This is a genomic window from Mesorhizobium sp. P160927 (assembly GCF_057766385.1).
This window is the reverse complement of sequence record NZ_JBYMDW010000001.1, coordinates 297119-320092: the sequence shown is the minus strand read 5'-3', so window position 1 is coordinate 320092 and position 22974 is coordinate 297119. Positions and strand designations below refer to the sequence as shown.

General features: G+C 63.9%; 28 protein-coding genes and 2 pseudogenes. 10 read left to right on the top strand and 20 right to left on the bottom strand.

What is annotated here, in order from left to right:
* Nucleotides 1-35: 35 nt before the first annotated feature.
* Nucleotides 36-995: pseudogene (locus tag AC3CB8_RS01630) on the bottom strand (SDR family oxidoreductase).
* 114 nt (nucleotides 996-1109) lie between these two features.
* Between AC3CB8_RS01630 and AC3CB8_RS01625 the strand changes: the two are divergent.
* The gene (locus tag AC3CB8_RS01625) at nucleotides 1110-2024 is read left to right on the top strand and encodes a LysR family transcriptional regulator (RefSeq protein ID WP_023796326.1); all 915 of its coding nucleotides are present in this window, start codon (nucleotides 1110-1112) and stop codon (nucleotides 2022-2024) included.
* Here the strand turns inward: AC3CB8_RS01625 and AC3CB8_RS01620 are convergent.
* From AC3CB8_RS01620 to AC3CB8_RS01610, 3 genes are all read right to left on the bottom strand, one after another.
* The gene (locus AC3CB8_RS01620) at nucleotides 1982-3163 is read right to left on the bottom strand and encodes an MFS transporter (protein WP_031241704.1); all 1182 of its coding nucleotides are present in this window, start codon (nucleotides 3161-3163) and stop codon (nucleotides 1982-1984) included. The genes AC3CB8_RS01625 and AC3CB8_RS01620 overlap by 43 nt on opposite strands.
* Before the next feature lie 99 nt (nucleotides 3164-3262).
* Nucleotides 3263-3571 carry a DUF1244 domain-containing protein gene (locus tag AC3CB8_RS01615; RefSeq protein ID WP_023773937.1) on the bottom strand — a complete coding sequence of 103 codons (309 nt, stop codon included), beginning with the start codon at nucleotides 3569-3571 and terminating at the stop codon, nucleotides 3263-3265.
* 12 nt (nucleotides 3572-3583) lie between these two features.
* Nucleotides 3584-4381: an N-formylglutamate amidohydrolase gene (locus AC3CB8_RS01610; RefSeq protein ID WP_352596308.1), complete on the bottom strand. Its 798-nt coding sequence runs from the start codon at nucleotides 4379-4381 to the stop codon at nucleotides 3584-3586.
* A 286-nt stretch (nucleotides 4382-4667) separates the two neighbouring features.
* Between AC3CB8_RS01610 and AC3CB8_RS01605 the strand changes: the two genes are divergently transcribed.
* Both AC3CB8_RS01605 and pyk read left to right on the top strand, forming a co-directional pair.
* Nucleotides 4668-5114: a DUF1036 domain-containing protein gene (locus tag AC3CB8_RS01605; protein WP_435053042.1), complete on the top strand. Its 447-nt coding sequence runs from the start codon at nucleotides 4668-4670 to the stop codon at nucleotides 5112-5114.
* Nucleotides 5111-6544 (top strand): pyruvate kinase, encoded by a 1434-nt coding sequence (gene pyk, locus AC3CB8_RS01600; RefSeq protein WP_023784804.1) that lies wholly within the window; start codon nucleotides 5111-5113, stop codon nucleotides 6542-6544. The genes AC3CB8_RS01605 and pyk overlap by 4 nt, the downstream gene beginning before the upstream one ends.
* Here pyk and AC3CB8_RS01595 read toward each other — a convergent pair.
* The 4 genes and pseudogenes from AC3CB8_RS01595 to ykgO form a co-directional block, all read right to left on the bottom strand.
* A pseudogene (locus AC3CB8_RS01595) lies at nucleotides 6514-7015 on the bottom strand (hypothetical protein). The gene pyk and the pseudogene AC3CB8_RS01595 overlap by 31 nt on opposite strands.
* Nucleotides 7016-7066: 51 nt before the next feature.
* Nucleotides 7067-8134: an alpha/beta fold hydrolase gene (locus AC3CB8_RS01590; protein WP_352564224.1), complete on the bottom strand. Its 1068-nt coding sequence runs from the start codon at nucleotides 8132-8134 to the stop codon at nucleotides 7067-7069.
* Nucleotides 8135-8207: 73 nt separating this feature from the next.
* Nucleotides 8208-8855 (bottom strand): tetratricopeptide repeat protein, encoded by a 648-nt coding sequence (locus tag AC3CB8_RS01585; protein ID WP_023784800.1) that lies wholly within the window; start codon nucleotides 8853-8855, stop codon nucleotides 8208-8210.
* Nucleotides 8856-8965: 110 nt separating this feature from the next.
* Entirely contained in the window at nucleotides 8966-9091 is a 126-nt protein-coding gene (gene ykgO, locus AC3CB8_RS01580; protein ID WP_006327841.1) for a type B 50S ribosomal protein L36, read from the bottom strand.
* Between the two features lie 241 nt (nucleotides 9092-9332).
* Here ykgO and AC3CB8_RS01575 point away from each other — a divergent pair, with 241 nt between their 5' ends.
* Nucleotides 9333-9752: a lysozyme inhibitor LprI family protein gene (locus tag AC3CB8_RS01575; RefSeq protein WP_023773944.1), complete on the top strand. Its 420-nt coding sequence runs from the start codon at nucleotides 9333-9335 to the stop codon at nucleotides 9750-9752.
* A 12-nt stretch (nucleotides 9753-9764) separates the two neighbouring features.
* Here AC3CB8_RS01575 and AC3CB8_RS01570 read toward each other — a convergent pair whose 3' ends face one another.
* From AC3CB8_RS01570 to AC3CB8_RS01520, 11 genes are all read right to left on the bottom strand, one after another.
* Nucleotides 9765-10841, bottom strand: a complete 1077-nt coding sequence (locus AC3CB8_RS01570; RefSeq protein ID WP_023773945.1) for a 5-(carboxyamino)imidazole ribonucleotide synthase — start codon at nucleotides 10839-10841, stop codon at nucleotides 9765-9767.
* Nucleotides 10838-11335 (bottom strand): 5-(carboxyamino)imidazole ribonucleotide mutase, encoded by a 498-nt coding sequence (gene purE, locus AC3CB8_RS01565; protein WP_023773946.1) that lies wholly within the window; start codon nucleotides 11333-11335, stop codon nucleotides 10838-10840. The genes AC3CB8_RS01570 and purE overlap by 4 nt, the downstream gene beginning before the upstream one ends.
* Before the next feature lie 99 nt (nucleotides 11336-11434).
* Entirely contained in the window at nucleotides 11435-12346 is a 912-nt protein-coding gene (locus AC3CB8_RS01560; protein WP_352551136.1) for an anti-sigma factor family protein, read from the bottom strand.
* Nucleotides 12343-12882, bottom strand: coding sequence for a sigma-70 family RNA polymerase sigma factor (locus tag AC3CB8_RS01555; protein ID WP_352564221.1), 540 nt, complete (start codon nucleotides 12880-12882; stop codon nucleotides 12343-12345). The genes AC3CB8_RS01560 and AC3CB8_RS01555 overlap by 4 nt, the downstream gene beginning before the upstream one ends.
* Before the next feature lie 43 nt (nucleotides 12883-12925).
* Nucleotides 12926-13147, bottom strand: coding sequence for a hypothetical protein (locus AC3CB8_RS01550; RefSeq protein ID WP_352564219.1), 222 nt, complete (start codon nucleotides 13145-13147; stop codon nucleotides 12926-12928).
* 135 nt (nucleotides 13148-13282) lie between these two features.
* Nucleotides 13283-14488 carry an aminotransferase class V-fold PLP-dependent enzyme gene (locus AC3CB8_RS01545; RefSeq protein ID WP_352564217.1) on the bottom strand — a complete coding sequence of 402 codons (1206 nt, stop codon included), beginning with the start codon at nucleotides 14486-14488 and terminating at the stop codon, nucleotides 13283-13285.
* Nucleotides 14489-14513: 25 nt separating this feature from the next.
* Nucleotides 14514-14975, bottom strand: a complete 462-nt coding sequence (locus tag AC3CB8_RS01540; protein WP_023773951.1) for a RidA family protein — start codon at nucleotides 14973-14975, stop codon at nucleotides 14514-14516.
* Nucleotides 14976-15012: 37 nt separating this feature from the next.
* Nucleotides 15013-15807: an amino acid ABC transporter ATP-binding protein gene (locus tag AC3CB8_RS01535; protein WP_352726603.1), complete on the bottom strand. Its 795-nt coding sequence runs from the start codon at nucleotides 15805-15807 to the stop codon at nucleotides 15013-15015.
* A gap of 5 nt (nucleotides 15808-15812) precedes the next feature.
* Entirely contained in the window at nucleotides 15813-16463 is a 651-nt protein-coding gene (locus tag AC3CB8_RS01530) for an amino acid ABC transporter permease (protein ID WP_352726600.1), read from the bottom strand.
* 1 nt (nucleotide 16464) lies between these two features.
* Entirely contained in the window at nucleotides 16465-17130 is a 666-nt protein-coding gene (locus AC3CB8_RS01525) for an amino acid ABC transporter permease (RefSeq protein ID WP_352596310.1), read from the bottom strand.
* 73 nt (nucleotides 17131-17203) lie between these two features.
* Nucleotides 17204-18034: a transporter substrate-binding protein gene (locus AC3CB8_RS01520; protein ID WP_198019231.1), complete on the bottom strand. Its 831-nt coding sequence runs from the start codon at nucleotides 18032-18034 to the stop codon at nucleotides 17204-17206.
* 170 nt (nucleotides 18035-18204) lie between these two features.
* Here AC3CB8_RS01520 and AC3CB8_RS01515 point away from each other — a divergent pair, with 170 nt between their 5' ends.
* The gene (locus AC3CB8_RS01515; protein ID WP_352564213.1) at nucleotides 18205-18993 is read left to right on the top strand and encodes an IclR family transcriptional regulator; all 789 of its coding nucleotides are present in this window, start codon (nucleotides 18205-18207) and stop codon (nucleotides 18991-18993) included.
* Between the two features lie 33 nt (nucleotides 18994-19026).
* Here AC3CB8_RS01515 and AC3CB8_RS01510 read toward each other — a convergent pair whose 3' ends face one another.
* On the bottom strand, nucleotides 19027-19230 hold the full coding sequence (locus tag AC3CB8_RS01510) for a YdcH family protein (protein WP_352564211.1): 204 nt from the start codon (nucleotides 19228-19230) through the stop codon (nucleotides 19027-19029).
* A gap of 238 nt (nucleotides 19231-19468) precedes the next feature.
* Between AC3CB8_RS01510 and AC3CB8_RS01505 the strand changes: the two genes are divergently transcribed.
* From AC3CB8_RS01505 to AC3CB8_RS01485, 5 genes are all read left to right on the top strand, one after another.
* Nucleotides 19469-19648, top strand: a complete 180-nt coding sequence (locus AC3CB8_RS01505) for a YdcH family protein (protein WP_015315338.1) — start codon at nucleotides 19469-19471, stop codon at nucleotides 19646-19648.
* 330 nt (nucleotides 19649-19978) lie between these two features.
* Nucleotides 19979-21229: a flavodoxin-dependent (E)-4-hydroxy-3-methylbut-2-enyl-diphosphate synthase gene (gene ispG / locus AC3CB8_RS01500; RefSeq protein WP_352564209.1), complete on the top strand. Its 1251-nt coding sequence runs from the start codon at nucleotides 19979-19981 to the stop codon at nucleotides 21227-21229.
* Nucleotides 21230-21234: 5 nt separating this feature from the next.
* The gene (locus tag AC3CB8_RS01495; RefSeq protein ID WP_023784794.1) at nucleotides 21235-22089 is read left to right on the top strand and encodes a lytic transglycosylase domain-containing protein; all 855 of its coding nucleotides are present in this window, start codon (nucleotides 21235-21237) and stop codon (nucleotides 22087-22089) included.
* Nucleotides 22028-22390 (top strand): Stf0 family sulfotransferase, encoded by a 363-nt coding sequence (locus AC3CB8_RS01490; RefSeq protein WP_352564207.1) that lies wholly within the window; start codon nucleotides 22028-22030, stop codon nucleotides 22388-22390. The genes AC3CB8_RS01495 and AC3CB8_RS01490 overlap by 62 nt, the downstream gene beginning before the upstream one ends.
* Nucleotides 22377-22967 carry a Stf0 family sulfotransferase gene (locus tag AC3CB8_RS01485; RefSeq protein ID WP_352564205.1) on the top strand — a complete coding sequence of 197 codons (591 nt, stop codon included), beginning with the start codon at nucleotides 22377-22379 and terminating at the stop codon, nucleotides 22965-22967. Before AC3CB8_RS01490 ends, AC3CB8_RS01485 begins: the two co-directional genes overlap by 14 nt.
* Nucleotides 22968-22974: the final 7 nt, after the last annotated feature.

Below are 22974 nucleotides of genomic sequence, written 5' to 3'. Positions count from 1 at the left end.
GAGCCCAGCCGTTCTCATCTGGCCAGCAAGCTCGATCAGGCGGCCTGGCGACGGGCGGGCGCGACGGCGATGCCGATATCCTGCAAGGCTTTGTTCACGGCCTGATCGAGCGGCGTATGCGGGATTTCGCCGATGATGCCTTCCAGCCGCGTCGAAGCCAGCTGGTGCGGTTCGAAGCGCAGGTAGGACATCGAGACGATCTCCCGCTACATCGCCACGAACGGGCTGCCGGCACGCAGCACCCACCAGGGCATCGAAGTCATCTTGAGCTGATAGCCAACCGCCTTCTCGGCGGCCGCCTTGATCTGCAGGTCGGTGACCGCGTGGCCGGGAAAGTTCAGCGCTTCATAGGAGCCGAGTTTGTCCAGGGTCCTGGCGAGCGCCACGAAACCTACGGCGAAATCGGGCAGATAGGCCCATTCATGCACGAGGTCGGCCGGGCCGGGCGCGGTGTAGATGCCCTTGTTGATCTTGGCGGCGACGACAAGGTCGAACCAGGAGCCACTGCCAGTGCCGCCGAAGAAGTCGCCGGCCCGCAGAACAATGGTGCGCACCCGACCGGCCTCGGCCTCACGGCGGAACAGATCCTCCATGGCACAGCGAATGCGACCCTTCTCGGTCGTCGGATGGAACGGCGTGTCTTCCGATATCACCGCCGGCATGGGCGAGCCGTAATTATAGACCGTGCCGGGGAAGAGATGCAGCGCGTTGTTGGCGTGGCAGGCGGCCATGACATTTTCAGCCATCGGCAGGCATTTGCCCCAATCGGTGTAGATCGGGTTCAGGCCGTTGAAGATGATATCCACCCCTTCGGTGGCCTGGATCAGCGATTGACGGTCCAGCGCATCGCCGGCAACCGCCGTGGCGCCCTTGAGTTCGGCCGGTACGTTGCCGGCGCGGGTAACGGCGCGGACATCGAAGCCGGCATCGATGAAAGCCTTGGCGACCGCGCGGCCGAGCCGGCCATTGGCGCCGAGAATTGCGATCCTGGTCATTTCTGAGATCTCCTGGTTAGTGGTGCAATTCGTATTGCTGTTGCAGGGTGAATATGCGTGCCTCACGCATGAATTGAAATTGACTATGGATGCAGTCTTGATATTCATTATTGAATGACTGACATCGATTGGAACCTGATCAAGAGCTTCGTCACGGTCGCGGAAACCGGCAGCTTGTCGGCCGCCGCGCGAAAGCTGTCGGCCAGCCAGCCGACGCTTGGCCGTCACATCACCGAACTGGAACATGCGCTCGGCGTTACCCTGTTCCGGCGTGGGCGAAGCGGTTATGCGCTGACGGAAGCAGGGGCCACGTTGTTCGAGCGCGGAAAAACGGTCAGCGAACAGGCCAGTGCCTTTTCACGGCTGGCGCTGGGTTCGGTCGAGGCCATCGAAGGCACCGTGCGCATCGCCGCCAGCGAAGTGGTGGCTGCCTATGTGCTGCCCGAAATGATGGCGCGGCTCGGCATCGAGGAACCCGGCATCGAGGTCGAGATCGTTGCCTCGAACCAGGTCGAAAACCTGCTGCGCCGGGATGCCGACATTGCCATCCGCATGGTCAAGCCGGCGCAGAACGAACTGGTGGCGCGCAAGGTCTGCGATATCGCACTCTGCGCCTGCGCGGCCATTGCCTATCTCGACCGGCGGGGCCGTCCGCTCGGGCCGGCCGATCTCGTCGATCATCCCTTGATCGGCTTCGATCGCAGCGACGAGATGATCCGGGGCTTTACGCAATTAGGCATTCCGGTCAGCCGAAGCAGCTTCCGCTTCAGGGCCGACAGCCAAATGGTCCTGTGGGAGGCGGTGCGGACGGGAAACGGCATTGGTCTTGGCCAGGAGCCGCTGGCCGATCGCGATCCGCTGGTGGAGAAGGTGCTGCCCGGCCTGCCGCTGCCCGAGCTGCCGGTATGGCTGGCGATGCATCGCGACGTGCGCAGCAGCGTGCGCATCCGCCGCGTGGCCGACTTTCTCCATGAGGAATTGAAACGTTATTCGGCTGGTGCGACGTCGGGAGCGAATTCGGCGCGGTGAGCGAGACCCGCCATCAGCAAGACGACGATCAGCAGCACCGACATGGCGATGAAGATCGGCCCGAAGCTGGAATGTTCGGCGACGAAGCCGATCGCCGACGGCGCCACCAGAATGCCGGAATAGCCCATGGTGGTGACGACGCTCATGCCGGCGCCCGACGACATGCCCTCCTGGTTGCCGCCGGCGGAAAAGATGATCGGCACCATGTTGGCGATGCCGAAGCCGCAAAGCGCAAAGGCTGCGATGGCGAGCCAAGGCGAGGGCGACAGGCCGGCGATCAGCATGCCGGCGGCCGCGACGATGGCCGAGCCGCGCAGTGTCATCACCGCGCCGAAGCGGTTGCGGACGCCATCCCCGAAAAAGCGCATGATCGCCATGACCCCGGAAAAGGCGGCGTAGGCAAGACCGGCGACGGCGAGGTCGGCGCCGAGTTCCTGCCGCAGGTACAGCGCCGCCCAATCGAGCACCGCGCCCTCTGAAATCATCGTCAGCAGGGCCATCAGGCCGATCAGGTAGACCAATGGATTTGCCGGCAGAGCGAATTTATGATGCTCGGTCGCCTGCGGTTTGTTTTCGGCCGCGATGTGGGGCACCGCCGCCGCGATTGCCGCGAAGGCAAGCGCGGTCACCACCGCGGCATGGGCGAGGTGGCCATAAGTCTGGATGGCGTAGCCGCCAAGGGCGCCGCCGGCGAAACCGCCGAGGCTCCAGAAGCCGTGCGACGATGACATGATGGCGCGCCCTAGCCGCCGTTCCACCACCACCGCATTGGCATTCATGGCGACATCCATGCCGCCGATGGAGCCGCCGAAGATGAACATGGCGATGGCTGCCAGCGGCACGTTGGGGGCCAGCGCCACGACCAGCAGGCCGAGGCTGCCGCAGAGGCCGAACCAGCGCAGCACGGTGCGCGAGCCGTGTTTGGAGATCAGGTGGCCGCACCATGTCATGGCGGTGACCGCGCCGGCGCCGAACAATAGGATCAGCAGGCCGAGCGTGAATTTCGAGATGTCCAACCGGGTCAGGAAGACAGGAATCTGCGGCGCCCAGCTGCCGGTCAGGAAGCCATTGGCGAGGAAAATGGCCGCCACGGCCCATCGCCCGCGAATGGCAGTTTGCATGGGGTTCGAAGCGTTCATGGGACGAATCCGGTCAGAAAATGGCTATGCGCGGCAAATTAGATCGATTCAATTTTCAGTCAAGCGCTGTTAATGGGAAAGCATTTGGGCCAAACGGACTCAGTGATCCTTGGGGCGCCGCGCTTCGAATTCCGCCTTCTTGGCATCCGAAGCCTCTGTCTGGTTGAGCGCCTGCCACTGCGCATAGGGCATCCCGTAGACGATCTCGCGCGATTGGTCCTTGCCGAGCTCGACGCCTTCGGCATTGGCTGCTTCGCGGTACCAGTTCGAGAGGCAGTTGCGGCAGAAGCCGGCGAGGTTCATCAGATCGATGTTCTGCACGTCGCCCCGTTCACGCAAGTGCTCGACCAGTCGCCGAAAGGCGGCGGCCTCGAAGTCGCGCTTCTGTTCGTCGCTGAGTTCGGTCATCCGAAACCTCCGTCATAGCGGCCCGGTGCGCGAGCCGAACATCTTCACCGCATGTATATCGGGACGGTGGTCGATCGCGTCAACGATCGGTGAGAGCCGCCCGGCCCAGGCGAGAATGCCCTTCTGGTCCGCTATCAGATCCTGGCGGATTTCGATCAGCGCGTGGGCATAGCCATTGACAATGGCGTGCCTGAACATGGTGTCGCCGCGCAAAGCGCCGTCATAGGGCTCATTGTCGCCGACGACGAGTTCCTTGTCCTCAGCCAGCATATCGATCAGCGGTCGCGCCACCCGATCGTCCTTGTCCCAAAGGATACCGACATGCCACGGACGTTGCTTGCCCTGCATGGCAGGGGTGAAGGAATGCACCGAGAAGATGAAAGGTGCTTGCCCGGAAGCTTGCGCGACCGACGCAATCACGGCGCCGACCGCGTCGTGATAAGGGCGGTAGAAGCGATCGAGCCGCCTTTCGCGTTCCTCCTGCGCCAGGGGATAATTTCCCGGAATGATGGTGCCGTCGTAAAGCTGGCGAATGAGTGTTGGATCGTCCTCGCCTCGGTTGGGATCGATCAGCAGCCGCGAGAAATTGGCGAGCACCGCCGGCGCACCGAGCAGGGCGGCTAGTTCACGCGTCACCGCTTCGACGCCAATGTCATAGGCGATATGGCGGTCGAATTCGGCCGCGGGCAGCCCCAGGCTGCCATACTCTTCCGGCAGGTCGCGGCGGGCATGATCGGCCAGAAGCACGATGCCTCGCTTGCGGTCGCCCTCGACAATGTCGAAGGGCGCGAAAACTGTGGATCGGGTCATTGGCGGAAAATGGTCGTTCGCTGGCCTTCGGGGAGGATGCTATCGTCATTCCATGAAGACGACCTCTGCGCAATGCCGTTGTTTAGCCAAGGTTTCCCGGAAAATCTGGCACCGGGCGACGGTCGCGCGCCGGGAGCCTTCCTAAATCGATTGGAATTGGTCAAAACGGCGCGTTGACATGCGCCCGGACTTTTCCGAAAAGGGGCGCAGAGAGATGCTGATGTGGTTCTTGAGGGGTTTTAGGATGGCTTCCGCCGGCGGGCAGCGCGCGCGCCTTGCCTTAGCCATGCCGCTCCTGACGCTCGCCGTGGGATTGTCCGCGATGGTCACAGCTTCGCCGGCGCGCGCCGACTTCCGCGTCTGCAACGCCACGCAGAACCTGGTCGGCGTCGGAATCGGCTACCGGGCCAAGGCCGGCTGGATCACCGAGGGCTGGTGGCACATCGAGGGATCGAGCTGCAAGACGTTGATCGAAGGGCCGCTGTCATCAAGGTTTTACTATCTTTATGCAGAAGACGCCGAGCGCGGTGGACGCTGGGACGGCCCGATCAACATGTGCGTGGCTGAAAAAGAGTTCAGGATTGCCGGCGTAAGCGACTGCGTCGCCCGGGGCTTCCAGCGCGCCGGATTCCAGGAATATGACACGGGCGAGCAGGCAAGCTGGATGGTCCAGCTCACCGACGAGCCCGCAACGGGAGGCGCTCCAGCCGCCCCGGGAACGAACAGTCAATGAGACGTAGCCGCAAGGTCAAGATCCTAGCCACAATCGGTCCGGCATCTTCCTCCGAGGAGATGCTGAAGAAGCTGTTCGAAGCCGGCGCCGATGTGTTCCGCATCAATATGAGCCATACCGATCATGAGTTGATGCGCACGCTGGTCGCCCGCATCCGCGCCGTCGAGGAAAAAGTCGGCAGGCCGATCGGCATCCTTGCCGACCTGCAAGGCCCGAAGCTGCGCGTCGGCAAGTTCGCCAATGGCAAGGAAGTCTTGACGCTGGGCCAGACATTCACGCTCGACGACAATCCCGAGCCCGGCACCTCGACAAGGGTCTACCTGCCGCATCCCGAAATCCTGAGCTCGGTCGAGGCTGGCCATCGCCTCCTGATCGACGACGGCAAGCTCGAACTGAAGGCGGTAAAGAGCGACGGCAAGTCGATCGTCTGCACTGTCATTGCCGGCACTACTATTTCCGACAAGAAGGGCGTCAGCCTGCCCGATACCGACCTGCCGGTCGGCGCGCTGACCGAGAAGGATCGCAAGGATCTCGACGCGGTGCTCGCCACGGGCGTCGACTGGGTCGCGCTATCCTTCGTGCAGCGGCCGGAAGATCTGGCCGAAGCGCGCAAGATCGCCCGCGGCCGGGCGCTGATCATGGCCAAGATCGAAAAGCCGCAGGCCGTGGCCCGGCTGGCCGAGATCATCGAACTGTCCGACGCGCTGATGGTCGCCCGCGGCGATCTCGGCGTCGAAATGCCGTTGGAGGCGGTGCCCGGCATCCAGAAGCAGATCACGCGCGCCGCGCGCCGCGCCGGCAAGCCGGTGGTGGTCGCCACGCAGATGCTGGAATCGATGATAACGGCCCCTGTGCCGACCCGCGCCGAAGTGTCCGACGTTTCGATCGCCGTCTTCGAAGGCGCCGACGCGATCATGCTGTCGGCGGAATCGGCGGCGGGCGCCTATCCGGTCGAAGCGGTGGCGATGATGAACCGCATCGCCGCCAAGGTCGAAACCGATCCAACCTATGCCGGCATCATCAACGCGCAACGCTCCGAGCCGGAAGCGACGGGCGCCGATGCCATTTCGCTGGCCGCACGCGAAATCGCCGAAACGCTGAAACTTTCTGCGATCATCACCTACACGGCATCGGGCACAACCGGCCTGCGCGCCGCGCGTGAACGTCCGCAGGTGCCGATCATCGCGCTGTCGCCGATCCTCAACACGGCGCGACGGCTGTCGCTTTTGTGGGGCACGCATTGCGTCGTCTCGCCCGATGCCACCGATCTCGACGACATGGTCGACCGCGCCTGCCGCATTGCGCTGGAAGAAGACTTCGGCAAGCCGGGCGACCGGGTCATCATCACCGCCGGTGTGCCGCTGCGGACTCCGGGATCGACCAACATGCTGCGCATCGCCTATGTCGGATCGGAAACAGCCGGCCGGTAGTCGGCTGCCAACCTCGTTGCAGCCCTGAGCGCTCTTGCCGCGGCTTCCGCGTGGTTTCTTCGCTGGAGAAACTGTCGCGCGCGAGGAATGGGGTCATGCGGATACTGATCCGGGCCGAGCATCTTTCGCCGGTTGAGTTCGGTCTTATCGAGCAGATCGAAATCCACTTTCGCAATCGTGCAATGCCATCCGGCGTTGCGCGAAGCCCAGCTTCTTTCATGGTGTTCGAGCAACCGCTCTCGGGCGCAATAGCCGTGATAGTCGAAAGCGATCAGGCCGTTCGTCACATAGATATGGTTTCCTGAAAACCTTCGTCAGGAATGATCCGTTCGCCGTAAAATCCCTCCAATGGCGGATGCCTGAGGAAGGTGCCGGCGAGAATGGCGCATGCGCCGTGACCGAAGAAGATGCGATCCGGCAGCGCCCATCGCTTTTGCGGATTTTCTTTATGCCGTGTTTCAGGACGTACATTCCGCTCTAATCCAATGGCGGCCTGCGATGGCCGTTTGCGGACGGCACGCATCAGGTCGGCGCGAGTTCCGCTTCAGGTTCTTTGATGTTGGAGCATTTGCCCGCGCCGTACGTGTCGCCGGCAATCCGTAGCTCCACCGTCCTGGCGATTGCTTGCAGATCGATATCCTTGCCGCCGACTTTCTCGATGGCGCCGACGACGAGGTCGGATGCGATCCAGTCCGGCTTATGACCGAGATTATGCACCCAGACGAGCTCGGCGCCGGGGATGTCGCGCACGAGGCCGAGGGAGTGAATCCGGGCATAGACGACCTTGTCGCGGTCGCCGGAGATGACCACGGTCGGGGCCGTGATCTCTTTGTAGTGCGGTGCGGCGTCGAGCGCATAGCGATAGAGGCCGGCAACGTCTGTGGCGTTGGCGCGAAAAGCCGACGGCCGCAGCACCAGCGGGATCGAGGTTGCGGCAAGATAATTGTCCGGCACCTTGTTGGGTGAGAAGACGCAGGTCGTGGCGTCCGCCATCCGCAGCGATCCGGCCGGATAGGTCAGCGTCTCGGAGAACAGCCGGCCGATCACCGGAATGGTCGTCAGGTCGTAGTACCAGGAGGTCGCGCCGCCCGGCCAGGGATGGGTCGCCGGCGCCAGGAAGACCAGGCCGAGCGTCTTGTCCGCATGCTCGCGGCCGAAAGCCGCCGTCACCACGCCGCCGAAGGAATGGCCGACGATGATTGCCTTCGTGATGCCGAGACGGTCCATCAGGGCGGCGATGGTTGCGGCTTGCGCCGATGGGTCCTCATTGTTGCCTGGACCGCGGCCGGACCAGCCAAAACCAGGCCGGTCGAAGAACAGCATTTCGGCGCGGCCTTCAAGCAGCGGCCTGAGTGGCAGCATCTGGTCCTTCAAATTGGCGCTGGCGCCATGGATGAAGACGATCGGCGGCAGATCCGCATTGGCTGGGGCGGGGATGTGGACATAGTGGATGCGGGCACCGTTGATGTCGGCGAACGCGCCGACCGACGGACCGCGGCGCTCGATCAGCCACGAGCCGGCTCGGGTGACGCCGACAAGGGCAAGGACAAGCGCCATCAGGAAGGCGAGCGTGGCATAGATCAGGTTCATGCGGGATATACGGGAATGCAGGGGGATAAGTTGTGAGGCAGTAGCGCTGGCTCCAGCGCCGGCGCCTAATCTATCAAATGCCTTCGCCGGCAAGCTCTTCCGACAGGGTCGCGACCTGGTTCTGGGCGCTGCGCATCATCGGGTAGATGGCCAGCACCTTCTGCCAGGCCTCGAGCGCCGATTGCTTGTGGCCGGTTTCGGCCATGATCTGGGCCAGGCCCGACAGCGCGCCGAAATGGCGTGGCTCGAGCTGCAGCGTGCGGTCGATGTCGGCCATCGACTTGCCGTAGTTCTTCATCATGAAATGAACGGTGGCGCGACGGTTCCAGCCTTCGGCGTAGCTTGGCTGCAACGTCACCACCTGGTCCAGGAAATCGAGCGCGACGTCGAACTTCTGCTCGTTCATCGCCTTTTGCGACCACTGCATCATCAGATCGATCGAGGCGCTGCCGGACTGGAACCATTCGTTCCAGATGTTGCTGGCAATGCGCTCGGCGGCCTTTTCGTTGCGCTCGCGCTTCAGTTCGGAGAACAGTTTGTCGAGCCGGGCCTGTTTCGTCATCGGCGTGGCCGGAGTGTCCGGAGCCGCTGGCTGGGCATCGGCGGGCGCCGGCTGACCATCCGCGGCCGCCAGCGCGATCGGCCGATCACCGGCTTGGGTCGGCAGGGAGATGACGCCGGAAACCAGCAAAGTCGTCAAGAATACAAAAATAATCCGCATCGCCCGAGTTTAATCCCGGGCGGCGGAACATCAAAGTGATTTTAGCATGGGAAGGCCGGCTGGCCGACAAGCATCATGGGCGGAGGCGAAAAAAGCCTCCGGCCGAAAACTCAACCCTGGCGCGCCTTGTAGCGCGGGGCGGTCTTGTTGATGATGTAAACGCGGCCCTTGCGGCGAACCAGCTGGTTGTCGCGGTGACGCGCCTTCAACGCCTTGAGCGAATTCTTGATCTTCATGGTCTTGCCTGTCGGTCTGGACCCGGTCCGGGTCGAATTTTTAAGGCGCGCCAGAAGACGCGCCTTTTGAACGGTGGGTGGCTCATAAACGAGGAGACTTGCCCATGTCAACCGTAAGTCAACCGCAAGCGTGCTCCATGTCCTGATATCATCAAATATCCGCCATGTCCGCCCCGTGGCATTGCGCGGCCATGAGCCGGCTGGGATGATGCAGTTTATCTCAAGTGATTTGGGGACGACCATGCGCCGAATATCCCTCTCCGCCTGCCTCGTCATCCTGGCGGCGAGCTCGGCTGTCCGAGCGCAGGAATGCGACCGCTCCGACGACAGCCAGCAGATGATGAATATCTGTGCCGGCGAGGAATATCAGGCGGCCGACGCCAGGCTCAATGCGACCTATCAGGCGCTGATCGGCTCCGATGATGCCGACGGCAAGAGATTGCTTCAGGTGGCACAACGCGCCTGGATCAGCTTCCGGGATGCGGAATGCGCGCATAACACCGCCGCCAGCCAGGGCGGGTCCATCCATGCGATGGAGGTCTCGCAATGCCTGACCAGGCTGACCGATGATCGCATCAAGCAGCTCGCCGCCTCCGCCAATTGCGAGGAAGGCGATGTAAGTTGCGCCAGCCCCGACGCGGACAGCGACGAGGTGCAATAGGCGTGTCCGGTATCAGCCCCGGCGGCTGATGCGGGTGAAATGACCCATCTTGCGACCGGGCCGGGCCTCGGCCTTGCCGTAGAGATGCAGCATCAGGTCGGGCTCGGCGAGCAAGGCGGGAACGCGCAGCACGTCGTCGCCGATCAGGTTCTGCATCACGCAATCGGAATGACGGTTCGAGCTTCCCAATGGCAGGCCAGCAATGGCGCGGATATGCTGCTCGAACTGCGAAACGATGCAGGCGGCTTCGGTCCAATGGCCGGAATTGTGGACGCGGGGGGCGATCTCGTTGGCCAGCAGCGAGCCGTCGGCCAGTACGAAGAACTCGACACCGAGGACGCCGACATAGTCGAGCGCCGACAGGATTTTCGTCGCCGCGTCTTTCGCGTCCCGCCCGGTTGCCGGCGCAACGCCGGCCGGCAAGGTCGATGTGTGCAGAATGCCGTCGCGGTGCACATTCCAGGCTGGATCGTAGGCGGCGACAGTGCCGTCCAGCCCTCGCGCGGCGATGACGGAAATCTCGCGCTCGAACCGCACGAAGCTTTCCAGGATCAGCGGCACATTGCCCATCGCCTCGCAGATGCCGGCGAAACCGCCGGCTTCCATGTTGCGGAAGACGCGCTGGCCCTTGCCATCGTAGCCCATTCGCCGCGTCTTCAGGATGCCGCTGCCGCCGAATGCCTTCAGCGCCGCCGCCAACTCCTCGTCGGTGTCGACTTGATGGAACGCGGCGGTGGCGATGCCGATGCCGTTGAGGAATGTCTTTTCGCTCACCCGGTCTTGCGCCACGTCAAGCGCGCGCGGCGGCGGATAGACCGGCACTTTGGCGGCAAGCGCGGTTGCGGCGGCGACCGGCACGTTCTCGAACTCATAGGTGACGACGGCGCTTGCCGCCGCCAGTTGGGCAAGCGCGGACGGGTCGTCATAGGCGGCCGTGATCTGCCGGTTGGCGACCTGTGCCGCCGGGCAATCCGGTTGAGGCTCCAGCACGATGGTGCGGTAGCCTAGCCGGGCGGCGGCCATTGCCAGCATGCGGCCAAGCTGGCCGCCGCCAATCATGCCGATGGTCGATCCGGCGGGCAGGCTCACGGCGTATCCGTCGGTTCGGCCGCGACCTTGGCGGTCTGCGAGGCGCGCCAGGCATCCAGGCGCTGGGCAAGCTTGTCGTCGTTGAGCGCCAGCACGGCGGCGGCCAGCAGGGCCGCGTTGGCCGCACCAGCCTTGCCGATGGCCAGCGTTCCCACAGGAATGCCGGCTGGCATCTGGACGATCGACAGCAGCGAATCCTGGCCCGACAGCGCCTTCGATTCCACCGGCACGCCGAACACCGGCAGTGGCGTCATCGCCGCCGTCATGCCGGGCAGATGCGCGGCACCGCCGGCGCCGGCGATGATGACCTTGTAGCCGGCGGCCTTGGCGCCCTTGGCGAACTCATAGAGCCGGTCGGGCGTGCGGTGCGCCGAAATGATCAGCCGTTTGTGGGGCACACCAAGCGCCTCCAGCGTCTCCGCTGCCTGACGCATCGTCGCCCAGTCGGATTGGCTGCCCATGATGATGGCGACGTCGGCGCGTTGATCGTCCAAGCTTCTGCTCCCCGGCGACAAAGGCGCGCCTTAGCGGAATTCGCGCGGGGCCGCAAGGATTTCAGGCCATCGACGAGATGCCGACGGCCACGTTCCGACTCATACCGCCGCCTTGCGGAAGCGAGCGACGAAGTCGTCGAGTTCGGGGCGCTCCATGTCGGAGATCGCCCAGTAGGAGAAGGCGCCGTCGCTCCAGTGCACCATCGAAAAGCCGCCGGAGGAAAGATCGTCCGGCTGGGTGGTCTTGCCGCCCTGCTGCGGCTCGGCGACCAGCGTGATCAGGTGCTCGCGGTGGCGGTAGACCAGTGCCGGCACCGGCCGGCCCGACATCACCTCGACCCGGCCGCCGATGAGGGCGAAACCGTCCTGGGCAAGGTCCGGCGCCGGCGGCGAGACGCCGATGCGGGCGTCGAGCCACGGTTTGACCGTATGGCGGTCGGAGGAAACGATGTCGATCGGGCTCGCGGCGAGCAGGCTGCGACGATGGCCGCTGGCGACGGCCGCCGCCAAGCCGTCTTCGGCGCCGTTGAACATCACCCATTGCGTCGCGCCGCTGGCCAGCACCGCGCTGATCATGATCGACGCCGCCATGGCGCGCCAGTCGAACGAGCCGAAGCGGCTTGCCCTCGGCGATCTCCGCGCCAGCGAAGGACGCGTCCCGGCTTCACGCCGCTGGCCTGCGCCAGCGCCCGCAATCAAGCCCGGCAGCGCCGGCGGCGTGCCGCGCTGCGGCTGCGCCACCTCTGCGTGATCCTGCCGTTCGGTATCCGCCACGCCGATCGCCGCGATGCGGGCCCGAAAGGCGTCGCTCACGTCGGGGCGCGGCAAGCGGCTGACCGCGCCTCGCAAGGCAAGGATGCGGGCATGCTCGGCGGCAAGCCGGGGATCGACGGCGATGCGACGCTCCACGGCAAGGGCCGCCGCCGCATCAAGCTCGCCATCAACAAGGGCGTGGATCATCAGTCTGATACCTTCGGGATCATTGGGCAGTCCGTCGTCATGGCTGGTCATGGCGCTCTCCCCAGTTCGGATGCCAGCAGGCCGCGGGCGCGGGCCAGCCTGGACATCACCGTACCCATCGGCACGTCGAGCATGGCCGCTATCTCGCGATAGCTGAGGCCGTTAATGTCGCGCAGCACCAGCGTTTCGCGAAACGGCTGCGGCAGGGCGGCGATCGCGGCCTCCAGTGCCGCCGTGTCGGCCCTGGCGATCAGGCTCGCTTCCGGACCGTCCTCGTCCGGTAGGCTGGTGCCATGGGCCGCCGCCATGTCGTCGAGATCGCCGAGGTCGCCGACGGCCATCATGGCGCGCGGCCGATTGCGCGCCATCCAGGTGTAGGAGGTGTTGCGCACGATGGTCAGCAGCCAGGCGCGGGCATTGCCGCCAGCGTAGCCTGATATGCCGGCATGAGCCTTGATGCAGGCGTCCTGAACGACATCCTCGGCGTCGGCGGCATTGCCGGTCAGCCAGCGGGCAAGCGCCAGCGCATCGCCGAGATGCGGCAGCACTACGTCGCTGAAACGCTCCGCCAGGGCCCTGTCGCTCAAAGCAGCACCATGATCCCCTCCGGAGCGGACAGACCGTGCCGCCTCAAGATGCGACAGCGATTTCGCCTGGCTTGCAGGAGCAAAGCCCCCGGAAACGCGCAAAGTCGTCTGCCTTGCTGAAAGTGAATTCATCCGCGTCACCAGTGTCAAGCGCAATGAAAAAGAAGGGCGCCATAGACGAGGGACTGATGACGATCATGCTCGGCAGCGCATGACGGCAGCTGATGTCGCAGCCGTGTCCGCTGTGCTCGCGATGATGGGGCATGCCAGTCTCCTCGACGCCAGCCGTGGCGTATGTCGAGGAGACTTGTTGAAGAGACGATTTATTCCCGCGTCGGCAAATCCGGTTGTTCACAGTCGTGTGATCAGCCGGGTGCCTTCGGCATGGCCGGTTCAACGATCAATCCGGCCAGCGCAAGACGCCTGACGAATCCTTGCGAGCGACCTTCGTCGCGTCGGCCGGGCGCTCCTGTGCGGTCAGCACGGCGCGCAGCCGTTCGGCGACGATCTCCGCCTCGCCGGGGTGAAGGTTGCAGGGGTCTAGGAAGAAATGGCCGCGCTCGACCTCGTGGTTGCGCACGATGATCGGCGGCGAGCCGGCGGCAAGGACAGAGGCAAGACCGGCGGCGGTGAAGCGGCTTTCGGGCGATATGAAGATTTGCAGGCGGTCGAGCGGATTGGCGGTGGGGTCGGGAATGATGATGGCGGCGATGCCGGGCAATCCCTGCAGCGCGTCCTTCCACAGATTGAGTGCTGCCTCCTCGCGCCGGCGGATGCCGGCATGATCGCGCTTCTCCCAGGCTTCGAGTGCCGCCATGGTGCCGGCGATGCTTTCCTTGCCGACCTTCATGGCGCGCGCGACGCCGCGGTTCTGCAGATAGGCGGCCCGCACCAGATCCTTGCGGCCGGTGACGATGCCGCTGGTCGGCCCGCTCAGGAATTTATGGCCGCTGTAGATGACGACATCGGCGCCGCGCGCCAGAAAACCGCGCAGGTCATACTCGGACGCGGCGTCGACGATCACAGGCACGCCCTTGGCATGGCAAATCTCGCAGAATTCCTCCAGCGACAGCATGCCGTATTGCACGGTGTGGTGGGCGACGACATAGAGGCCTGCGGCCGTACGCTCGTTGATCGCCTCGCGTACATGATAGTCCTGGGTCACGCTGACCGTGCCGGCTGGCACCACCCTGGCGCCGGCGACGCGGACCGACTGGTCGATCGGGGCGCCGTAATTGACGATGTGGCCGAGCTGGATGACGACCTCCGATTTGAGATCGCCGGTGTCGTCGGGCAGGCGCTCGATGGCGAGCAGGTTGGTTCCGGTCATCGCACCGGCGATCGCCATGGTGATGCCGCTGGCGCAGCAGGCGGTGATGAAGCCGGCCTCGCCGCCGGTGAGGCGTGCGACGACCGTGCTCGCGGCGCGCTGCAGATCGTCCATTTCCACCCATTGCGAGGCCATTTCGGCCATGGCGGAGATCGCTTCCGGGACGATAATGGAGGCGCCGAGCGCGGTCATGGTGCCGGAGACGTTGATGATCGGCCGCAAGCCCAGCCGCTCGCGGATGGTGGTGTTGGAGCCGGTATCGGAAGAGGTTTTCATGTGAGCTAATCCCGTGGGTGGCAGGTCAGGCGGCGATCTCGACGACCGCTTCGATTTCGACGGTGATGTTTCCAGGCAGAGAGCCGGCGCCGATCGCCGAGCGGGCATGGCCGCCGATCTTGTCGAAGACATCGGCGAATAGGTCCGAGCAGCCATTGACCACTTTCGGGTGGTCGCTGAAGGTCGGCGTCGCGTTGACGAAGCCGAGCAGCTTGACGACGCGCACGATACGGCCGAGATCGCCGGCGGCGGCATGCATGACGGCAAGCAGGTTGAGCCCGGTCAGCCGTGCATGCTGATAGGCCTGCTCGACCGTCACGTCCTCGCCCACCTTGCCGGTGCAGAGCGTGCCGTCGGCGCGCAGCGGCCCCTGGCCGGAGAGGAAGATCAGCCGCCCGCTCTCGGCATGGGTGACGAAGTTGGCGATGGGCGTCGGCGGCTCGGGCAGCGTCAGGCCGAGTTCGGCGAGCCTGATATAAGGCGTCATGGATGAAGGCTCCTTGGGCGGCTTTGGCCGCCTGAGTTTAGAAATGCGAGGCGCGGAAGCGCGCCAGGAAAGTGCGGAGGCGCTCGTTGCTGGTCTCCGCCGCGAGGATCTCCTTCGGCGGCCCGACGGCGCTGACGCCGCCATCGGCCATGAAGACGATGCGGCTCGAAGCGTCGCGGGCAAAGGCCATTTCGTGGGTCACCATCAGCATGGTCATGCCGTCCTCGGCGAGGCTCCGCACCACTGCCAGCACCTCGCCGACGAGTTCGGGATCGAGCGCGGAGGTGATCTCGTCGAGCAGCAGGATCTTCGGCTCCACGGCCACGGCGCGGGCTATGCCGACGCGCTGCTGCTGGCCGCCGGAGAGTTCGGCCGGCAGGCTGTCAGCCTTGTGGCCAAGGCCGACGCGCCCGAGCCAGTGCTCGGCGATCGATCGCGCCTCGGCATCCCTTTTTCCGCGCACCTTGGTCAGACCCAGCATGATGTTGCCGGCCGCCGTCAGGTGAGGGAAGAGGTTGAAGCTCTGGAACACCATGCCGGTCTCGGCGCGCATGGCGGCAAGATCGCGCTCGCTGCGGCGCTGGCGCGTTCCGGCCTCGCGAAAACCGACCTCCTTGCCGTCGATGCGGATCGAGCCGCTGTCGTAGCTCTCCAGGAAGTTGACGCAGCGCAGCAGCGTGGTCTTGCCGCTGCCGGAAGGGCCGATGACGGTCACCACCTCGCCGCGCTTCACCTGAAGGCTGACGGAGCGCAACACCTCGACGGCGCCGAAGGCCTTGGAGACATCGCGCACGTCGAGCAGCGCGGGACTGGCGTTTGGGGCTTCGGACATCGTTGCTATTCCCGGATGAAGGAGAAACGCCGCTCAAGCCGCCGGCTGGCGAGCGAGAGTGCGTAGTTGACCGCGAAATAGAGGAGCGCGCCCAGTATATAGAGCGGCATCGCTTCGTAGGTGCGGCCGATGACCTGGTTGATGGCCTGCATCAAATCGGTGATGCCGAGCAGCGACACCAGCGCGCTGCCCTTGACCGCGTCGGTGACGCCATTGATCCAGGGCGGCAGGAAGCGCCTGAACGCCTGCGAAAAGATGACGTAGGTGAGCCTCTGGCGAAAGGTCAACCCGATCGCCATCGCGGCTTCGGACTGTCCCTTCGGGATCGAGCCGACCGCGCCCCTGAGGTATTCGATGACCTGCGCCGTCTTGAACAGGGTGAGCGCGGACACCGCGGCCCAGAACGACGGCAGATGCAGCCCGATCGCGGGCAGGCCGTAATAGACGAAGAACATCAGCACCAGGATCGGAATACCGCGAATGGTGTCCGAGAAGATGCGCACCGCCCACCGCAAAGGAGCGGGACCATAGACCAGGCCGACGCCCAGCAGGACGCCGGCGATGAGGGACAGCACCACGACCAGCAGCGACACCCACAAGGTCACGGCGAAGCCTTCGGCAAGGAAGGGCAGTGCGTAGAGGATCTGGCTCAGCATGTCAGCGCGCCGCCCTGAATCGGCGCTCGACGAGCCGCAGCCCGAAAAGCAGCGCATAGCCGGTTACCAGATACATCGCGGTCGTGACCAGGTAGACCTCGACGATGCGGAATGTGTTGAAGTTGATCCACTGGGCGCCGAAGGTGAGTTCGGGCACCGAGATGACCGAGGCGATCGAGGTGTCCTTGAACAGCGAGATGAAAGTGTTGGAGAGCGCCGGCAGCGTGATGCGCAGCATGGTCGGCAGACGCACGTGCAACAGCCTTTGCCACGGCGTCAGGCCGATCGCCTTGCCGGCGTCGAGCTGGCCGCGCGGGACAGCCTCGAGCCCGGAGCGAAACACCTCGACCAGATAGGCGCCGCTATAGACCGACAGGGTCAATACAAACGAGGTTGGTGCGCTGTAGGCTAGGTCGACCACGGTCGGCAGGCCGTAGAAGACGAGATAGACCAGCAGGATCAGCGGCACATTGCGGATGAATTCGACATAAGCGGCGATCACCGCCCGCACCACGCGTCCGGCCGAGACGTACCAGACCGCCAGCACCAGCCCGACGACGACGCCGATGGCGATCGAGATCACGGCAAGCTCGAGGCTGAGCAGCAGGCCGCCCCAGAGCTTGTCGAAGTGCCGCCAGATCAGGTTGAAGTTAAGGGCATAGCCCATGCATCCGCCTCGGTGTGAAGGACCTCGAGTCGATTGCGGAAGGGCGACAACGCCACCCTTCCGCAATCCGGGATCAGATGACCGGGAAGCCCGGGTGACGCGCCGGCGGCTCCTGGCCGAAATAGTCCTTGAAGGCGGCGTCATAGAGCGCCGATTCATGGCCGAACATGGCGATGGTGAAAGTCTGGTTGACGAAGGTCAGCCAGTCCAAATCGCCTTGCCGCAGTGCGGCGCCGTAAAGCATCGAATACCAGCTCTTGCCGGCATCGAAATACTTGTCGGGATTGCGCGAGGCGAGCCAGCGCACGGTGGACAAGTCGACCGCGGCGGCGTCGGCGCGCTTGGATTCCAGCGCCTGCAGCACGTTCGCTTGGGTGTCGATCTGCAACACCTGGGCCTGCGGCAGAGCGTAGTGGACCGAGCTTTCGGCGTCGACATTCTGCAGGATGGAAATGCGTGTCGCCGAACCACCGGCCAGCAGCTTGTCGAAGGTCTTGTTCTCGGCGGTCGGCAGGGTCAGCAAGGCAACGCCTTCGACATAGTAAGGCCGGGAGAAATTGATCAACTGCGAGCGCTGCGCCGTCATGGTCATGAACTGAATAGTAATGTCGACCTTGTTGGTGGTCACGTTGGGAATGCGCTGGGCCGGATCCTGCATGACGAACTCGACCTTGGTCGGGTCGTCGAAGAGGCCCTTGGCGAGAATGCGGCCCATGGTGATGTCCATGCCGACCAGTTCGCCGGCATCGTTCTCGAAATGCCAGGGTGCGTTGGTGCTGCCGGTCCCGACAATCAGCTTGCCTCTGTCGAGCACGGTGCGCAACAGGCTGTCGGATGCGGCCTGTGCGGCGGCCTTCCGCGCATCGACGGCTGTCAGGACGCCGGCCGTGGCAAGTCCCGCCATTCCCAATTTCAGAAAATCACGTCTTCCGGATGTGTCGTTCACGGCGACCTCCTTTCGTGTTGTGTTCCCCTATGCACAGGCCATACACGCGGCAATGATTATCACAGGTGGTCTATTACAAGAGACACATGTATCCTGTACAAGACAGATACTAGCACCGGGAATCGACAATGCAAGATGGGAGTGTTTTGGCTGCTTCGGCCGACGAGAAGGTACCGGGCTCTCGTGAAAAGGGCCTCAACCGGGTCCTGGAGATCCTGGAGTTCCTTCACACTACGCAGCGTGCGATCGGGATTGGTGATCTCGCCAAGGGCGTCAATGCGCCGCGTTCGACCACCTACACGCTGGTGCGGTCGCTGGTCGATGCCGGCCTCCTGGAAATGGCCGGTGATGGCAATCGCGTCTATTTCGGCAAGAAGCTCTACCTCTACGGAATGGACTATGTGCGCGGCAACGACTTGTTGCGGCGCGGGCGCCAGGAGGTCGATCATCTGTCGCGCGAGACGGGCGAGACCTCGGAATTGTGCATGCTGCAGAGCGGCCGCTACACGATCGTCCATTCCAGCCCAGGTAGCAGGCCGTTCCGCATCAGTTCGGCCACTGGCTTGCAGATACCGCTGCCCTGGACCGCGTCTGGCCGGCTATTGCTTGCGGGGCAGGATAGAGCCGCGGTCGAAGCCATGGTGTCTGATGACGATCTCGTGCTGCCTGACGGGCGCAAGCTGCGGCTCGACGATTTCATCGCCGACATCGCAAAGGCGGGGGTGACCGGCTACTGCGTCACCTCGGGCCTGGTCGACGCCTACACGAAATGCCTCGCCGTGCCGGTCTTTTCAGCGCCAGGCAAGGTCGAGGCGACGATGTGCCTGGTGGTTCCGATCGATACGTCGGAGGAGCGCACCGCCGATCTCATCGGCCTGCTGCGCGGCCGCGCCGCTGGGCTCTCGATGGGCGCATAGGCGGAAAGCGCCGGCGGCGCGGGCGCTCGCGTCTCAGGCGATGATGTCTGGAATGATCCTGTCTTCCAGCTTCATCAGCCGGTCCTTGAGGAACAGCTTCTTCTTTTTCATGCGCTGGATCTGCAGCGGGTCGCAATTCGTGGCAATCATCGCGTTGATCGCGGCATCGAAATCGGCGTGTTCCTGCTTCAGCCGGGAAAATTCGAGGCGAGTATCGGCCTGTTCCTGATCGGACATTCTCTACCGTCTGCACGTCTGCGGCGCCCAAAACTGGGCCTGGTTGGGCGGGGGCGGCAATTTCTGCCACCGGCGCGCAGCCCATATCACATTTCACGTTGTCGTGGAATGCTACCACGCAGCATTCGACATCGCCGCTCGATGGTGGCACACTGTCATTGTGCCGTCACAGATACGACCTGCGGTGGACGTGCCTAGGCGGCTGCAATCGAGGAAACCATGAAAGGGAGAACCAATCATGTCTCTTGCATCCCATCTTGATGAGTTGCAGCGGAAACACGGCGACATCGAACGCGAAATCGATGACGCGATGAACCACCCGTCGGTTGACGACCTCGAAATCGGAAATCTCAAGCGACGCAAGCTGGCACTCAAGGATGCGATTGAGAAACTGAGGGCGCAACCAACCACGCATTGATCCTCACCTGACATAGCCGCTCACCACTGGCGGTCTTCCTTACCGGCGGCGCCAGCCGCCGGTGCAGTGATTGCGATTTTCAGCGCTGCACCATAAGCGGAAACTAATATCCTTCGGACCTATTTTGCCCACCTGGCCGCCGCCAGGTCGTGTGCTGTTCAGGTCCCGGCCGTGACCAATTGCTGCCAGTGGCGACCTGTCGCCATTGACAAGCCATCCTTGCTCCTCCACCTCATGCCGGACTTCAGCGCATCGGCCCGGCTTGTGCGTCCAGGTGGACGCATGCGCTTCAAGAGAGACGCATAGCGCTCAGAGACAAAGGCTGCCGGCATGACCGGATATTTTTCTTCTCCCTTCCCCCGCCGCCCATCGGTCGGCGTCGATGTCGGCGGCGTGGTCGTCGGCGGCGGCGCGCCGGTGGTCGTTCAGTCGATGACCAACACCGACACTGCCGATATCGACCAGACAGTCGCGCAGGTCGCGGCGCTGCACCGCGCCGGCTCCGAGATCGTGCGCATCACCGTCGACCGCGACGAGAGCGCGGCCGCCGTGCCGCGCATTCACGAGCGCTTGCTGCGGCTTGGCATCAACGTGCCGCTGGTCGGCGACTTCCACTATATCGGCCACAAGTTGCTCGCCGATCATCCGGCCTGCGCCGAGGCGCTGGCCAAATACCGCATCAATCCGGGCAATGTCGGCTTCAAGGACAAGAAGGACCGGCAGTTCACTGATATCGTCGAAATGGCGATCAAACACGACAAGCCGGTGCGCATCGGCGTCAACTGGGGTTCGCTCGACCAGGAGCTTCTCACCCGGCTGATGGACGACAACCAGGACAAGGGCTTTCCGCTGACGGCGCAGGAAGTGACGCGCGAGGCAATCGTGCAGTCGGCGATCCTGTCGGCCGAGATGGCCGAAGAGATCGGCCTTGGCCGCGAAAAGATCATCCTGTCGGCCAAGGTCAGCGGCGTGCAGGACCTGATCGCCGTCTACACCGAACTTGCAACGCGCTCCAACCATGCGCTGCATCTCGGCCTCACCGAGGCCGGCATGGGCTCCAAAGGCATCGTCGCGTCCTCCGCGGCCATGGGCATCCTCTTGCAACAAGGCATCGGCGACACCATCCGCATCTCGCTTACGCCGGAGCCGAATGGCGATCGCACCCGCGAGGTGCAGGTGTCGCAGGAACTGCTGCAGACCATGGGATTCCGGCAGTTCGTGCCGATCGTCGCGGCCTGCCCCGGCTGCGGCCGCACCACCTCCACCGTGTTCCAGGAACTGGCGCAGAACATCCAGGCGGACCTGCGCAAGAACATGCCGGTCTGGCGGGAGAAATACCCGGGCGTCGAGAACCTCAAGGTCGCGGTGATGGGCTGCATCGTCAACGGTCCCGGTGAATCCAAGCATGCCGATATCGGCATTTCACTGCCCGGCACCGGAGAAACGCCGACCGCGCCGGTCTTCGTCGACGGCAAGAAGGCGGCGACGCTGCGCGGGCCGTCGATCGCGGCGGATTTCGAGAAAATGGTCGCTGACTATATCGAGCAACGGTTTGGTCGCGGCAAGGCCGCGGCAGAGTAGGCCAGATGCGGCGTTTCCCCTGGGTGGCGCTGATTGTCCTGTGTGGTATGGCCTGGTCGACACTTGCCCAGGCGGATCCACCGCAATCGGCCAAGCAGCGGCTGATCGACAAGGTCTGTAACCTGATCCAGGCGCATGCCGACCAGAACGGCCTGCCCCGGGATTTCTTCGCCCGCCTGATCTGGAAGGAAAGCCGGTTCGATCCCAACGCGGTGAGCCCTGTCGGCGCCGAAGGCATCGCCCAGTTCATGCCGGGCACCGCCAAGATGCGGGGGCTGGAAAATTCCTTCGACATCAACCAGGCGATTCCGGCGTCGGCTAGATATCTCGCGGAAATGAAGGCCGGCTATGGCAATCTCGGTCTGGCGGCCGCTGCCTACAATGCCGGCGAGAGCCGGGTGTCGCGCTGGCTGAATTCTGGTGGCTTCCTGCCGATGGAGACGGAAAGCTATGTCTTCGACGTGATGGGCGAGCCGGTCGACAAGTTCACCGACCGGGCCTATGCCGGCAAAGTCGAGCCACTCGATGCCAAGCTGGATTTCGCGGTCGCCTGCCGCAAGCTGCCGGTGATCATGTCCAGAACCGTGGCGATGGCCTCGATCAATATCAAGCCATGGGGCATCCAGGTGGCGGGCAATTTCCGCCGCAGCGCCGCGATCAGCCAATGGCTCAGGGTGCGAGGCCGTTTTCCGGCTCTGCTTGCCGGGCATGATCCGGTGGTCAGCCGAGTGCGTACGCCGATCGGCCGGCGCGGCATCTACGCGGTCCGCATCGGCATCGACGACCGCGCCGCCGCCAATGTCATCTGCCAGAAACTGCAAAGCATCGGTGGCGCCTGCGTGGTGGTGCGCAACCGGTAGCCTAGGAGGGTTGGGCTGCACGGGCTCACGCCGCTTGAATGCGCCATCGTATCCAGCAACGATTTCAGCTATAGCGGCGCCGGGCCGGTGGGCTGGCCCGCCTTCGACAGCTACAGGGACAGCGATGTTCGACGCGTACATTATCTGCGGCACGCCTAGAACCGGCAGTACCTTGCTGTGCAAACTGCTGGCGGCCACCAGAACGACCGGCGATCCACACTCATTCTATCGGCGGCAGGATGTGTCGGAGTGGGCCGAAGAATGGAACCTGCCCCCCTCGCGACCTGATGGGCGAGCCTGAATTCCAGCTTGCGTATCTCAATGCGGCGATCGATGCCGGCAAGGGTGGTACGGAAATCTTCGGTCTGCGCCTGATGCGAGAAAACCTGGACGAGCTTTCAGCGATCCTCGACCGGACCTTTCCGGGGCTTGCGTCGGACAAGGCGCGTTTCGAAAGGGCTTTCGGTCGCGTTCTCTATGTGCATCTGTCGCGTGAGAACAAGCTTGCGCAGGCTGTCTCCCTGGTCAAGGCGGAGCAGACCGGCCTTTGGCACGTCGCTTCCGATGGAACGGAGATCGAAAGGGTCGGATCGCCAGGAGAACCACGGTACGACTTCCAGCGTATCAGGGATGAAGTCGCCAAGCTCGAAGCCAATGACGCAGCGTGGAACACATGGTTCGCCGAGCAAGACATAACGCCGCTGCGGATTGGCTACGAGTGGCTTTCAAGCAGCCCGGCGGCAACGCTGATTTCCATCTGTCAGGCCTTGGGCCTACAGCCGCCGAACGCCGGCGATGTGAAACCGGCTGTCGCGAAGCTCGCCGACGCGACAAGCCTCGACTGGATGCGCCGCTACCATCTGGACGCAACCGTCTGACGCCGGA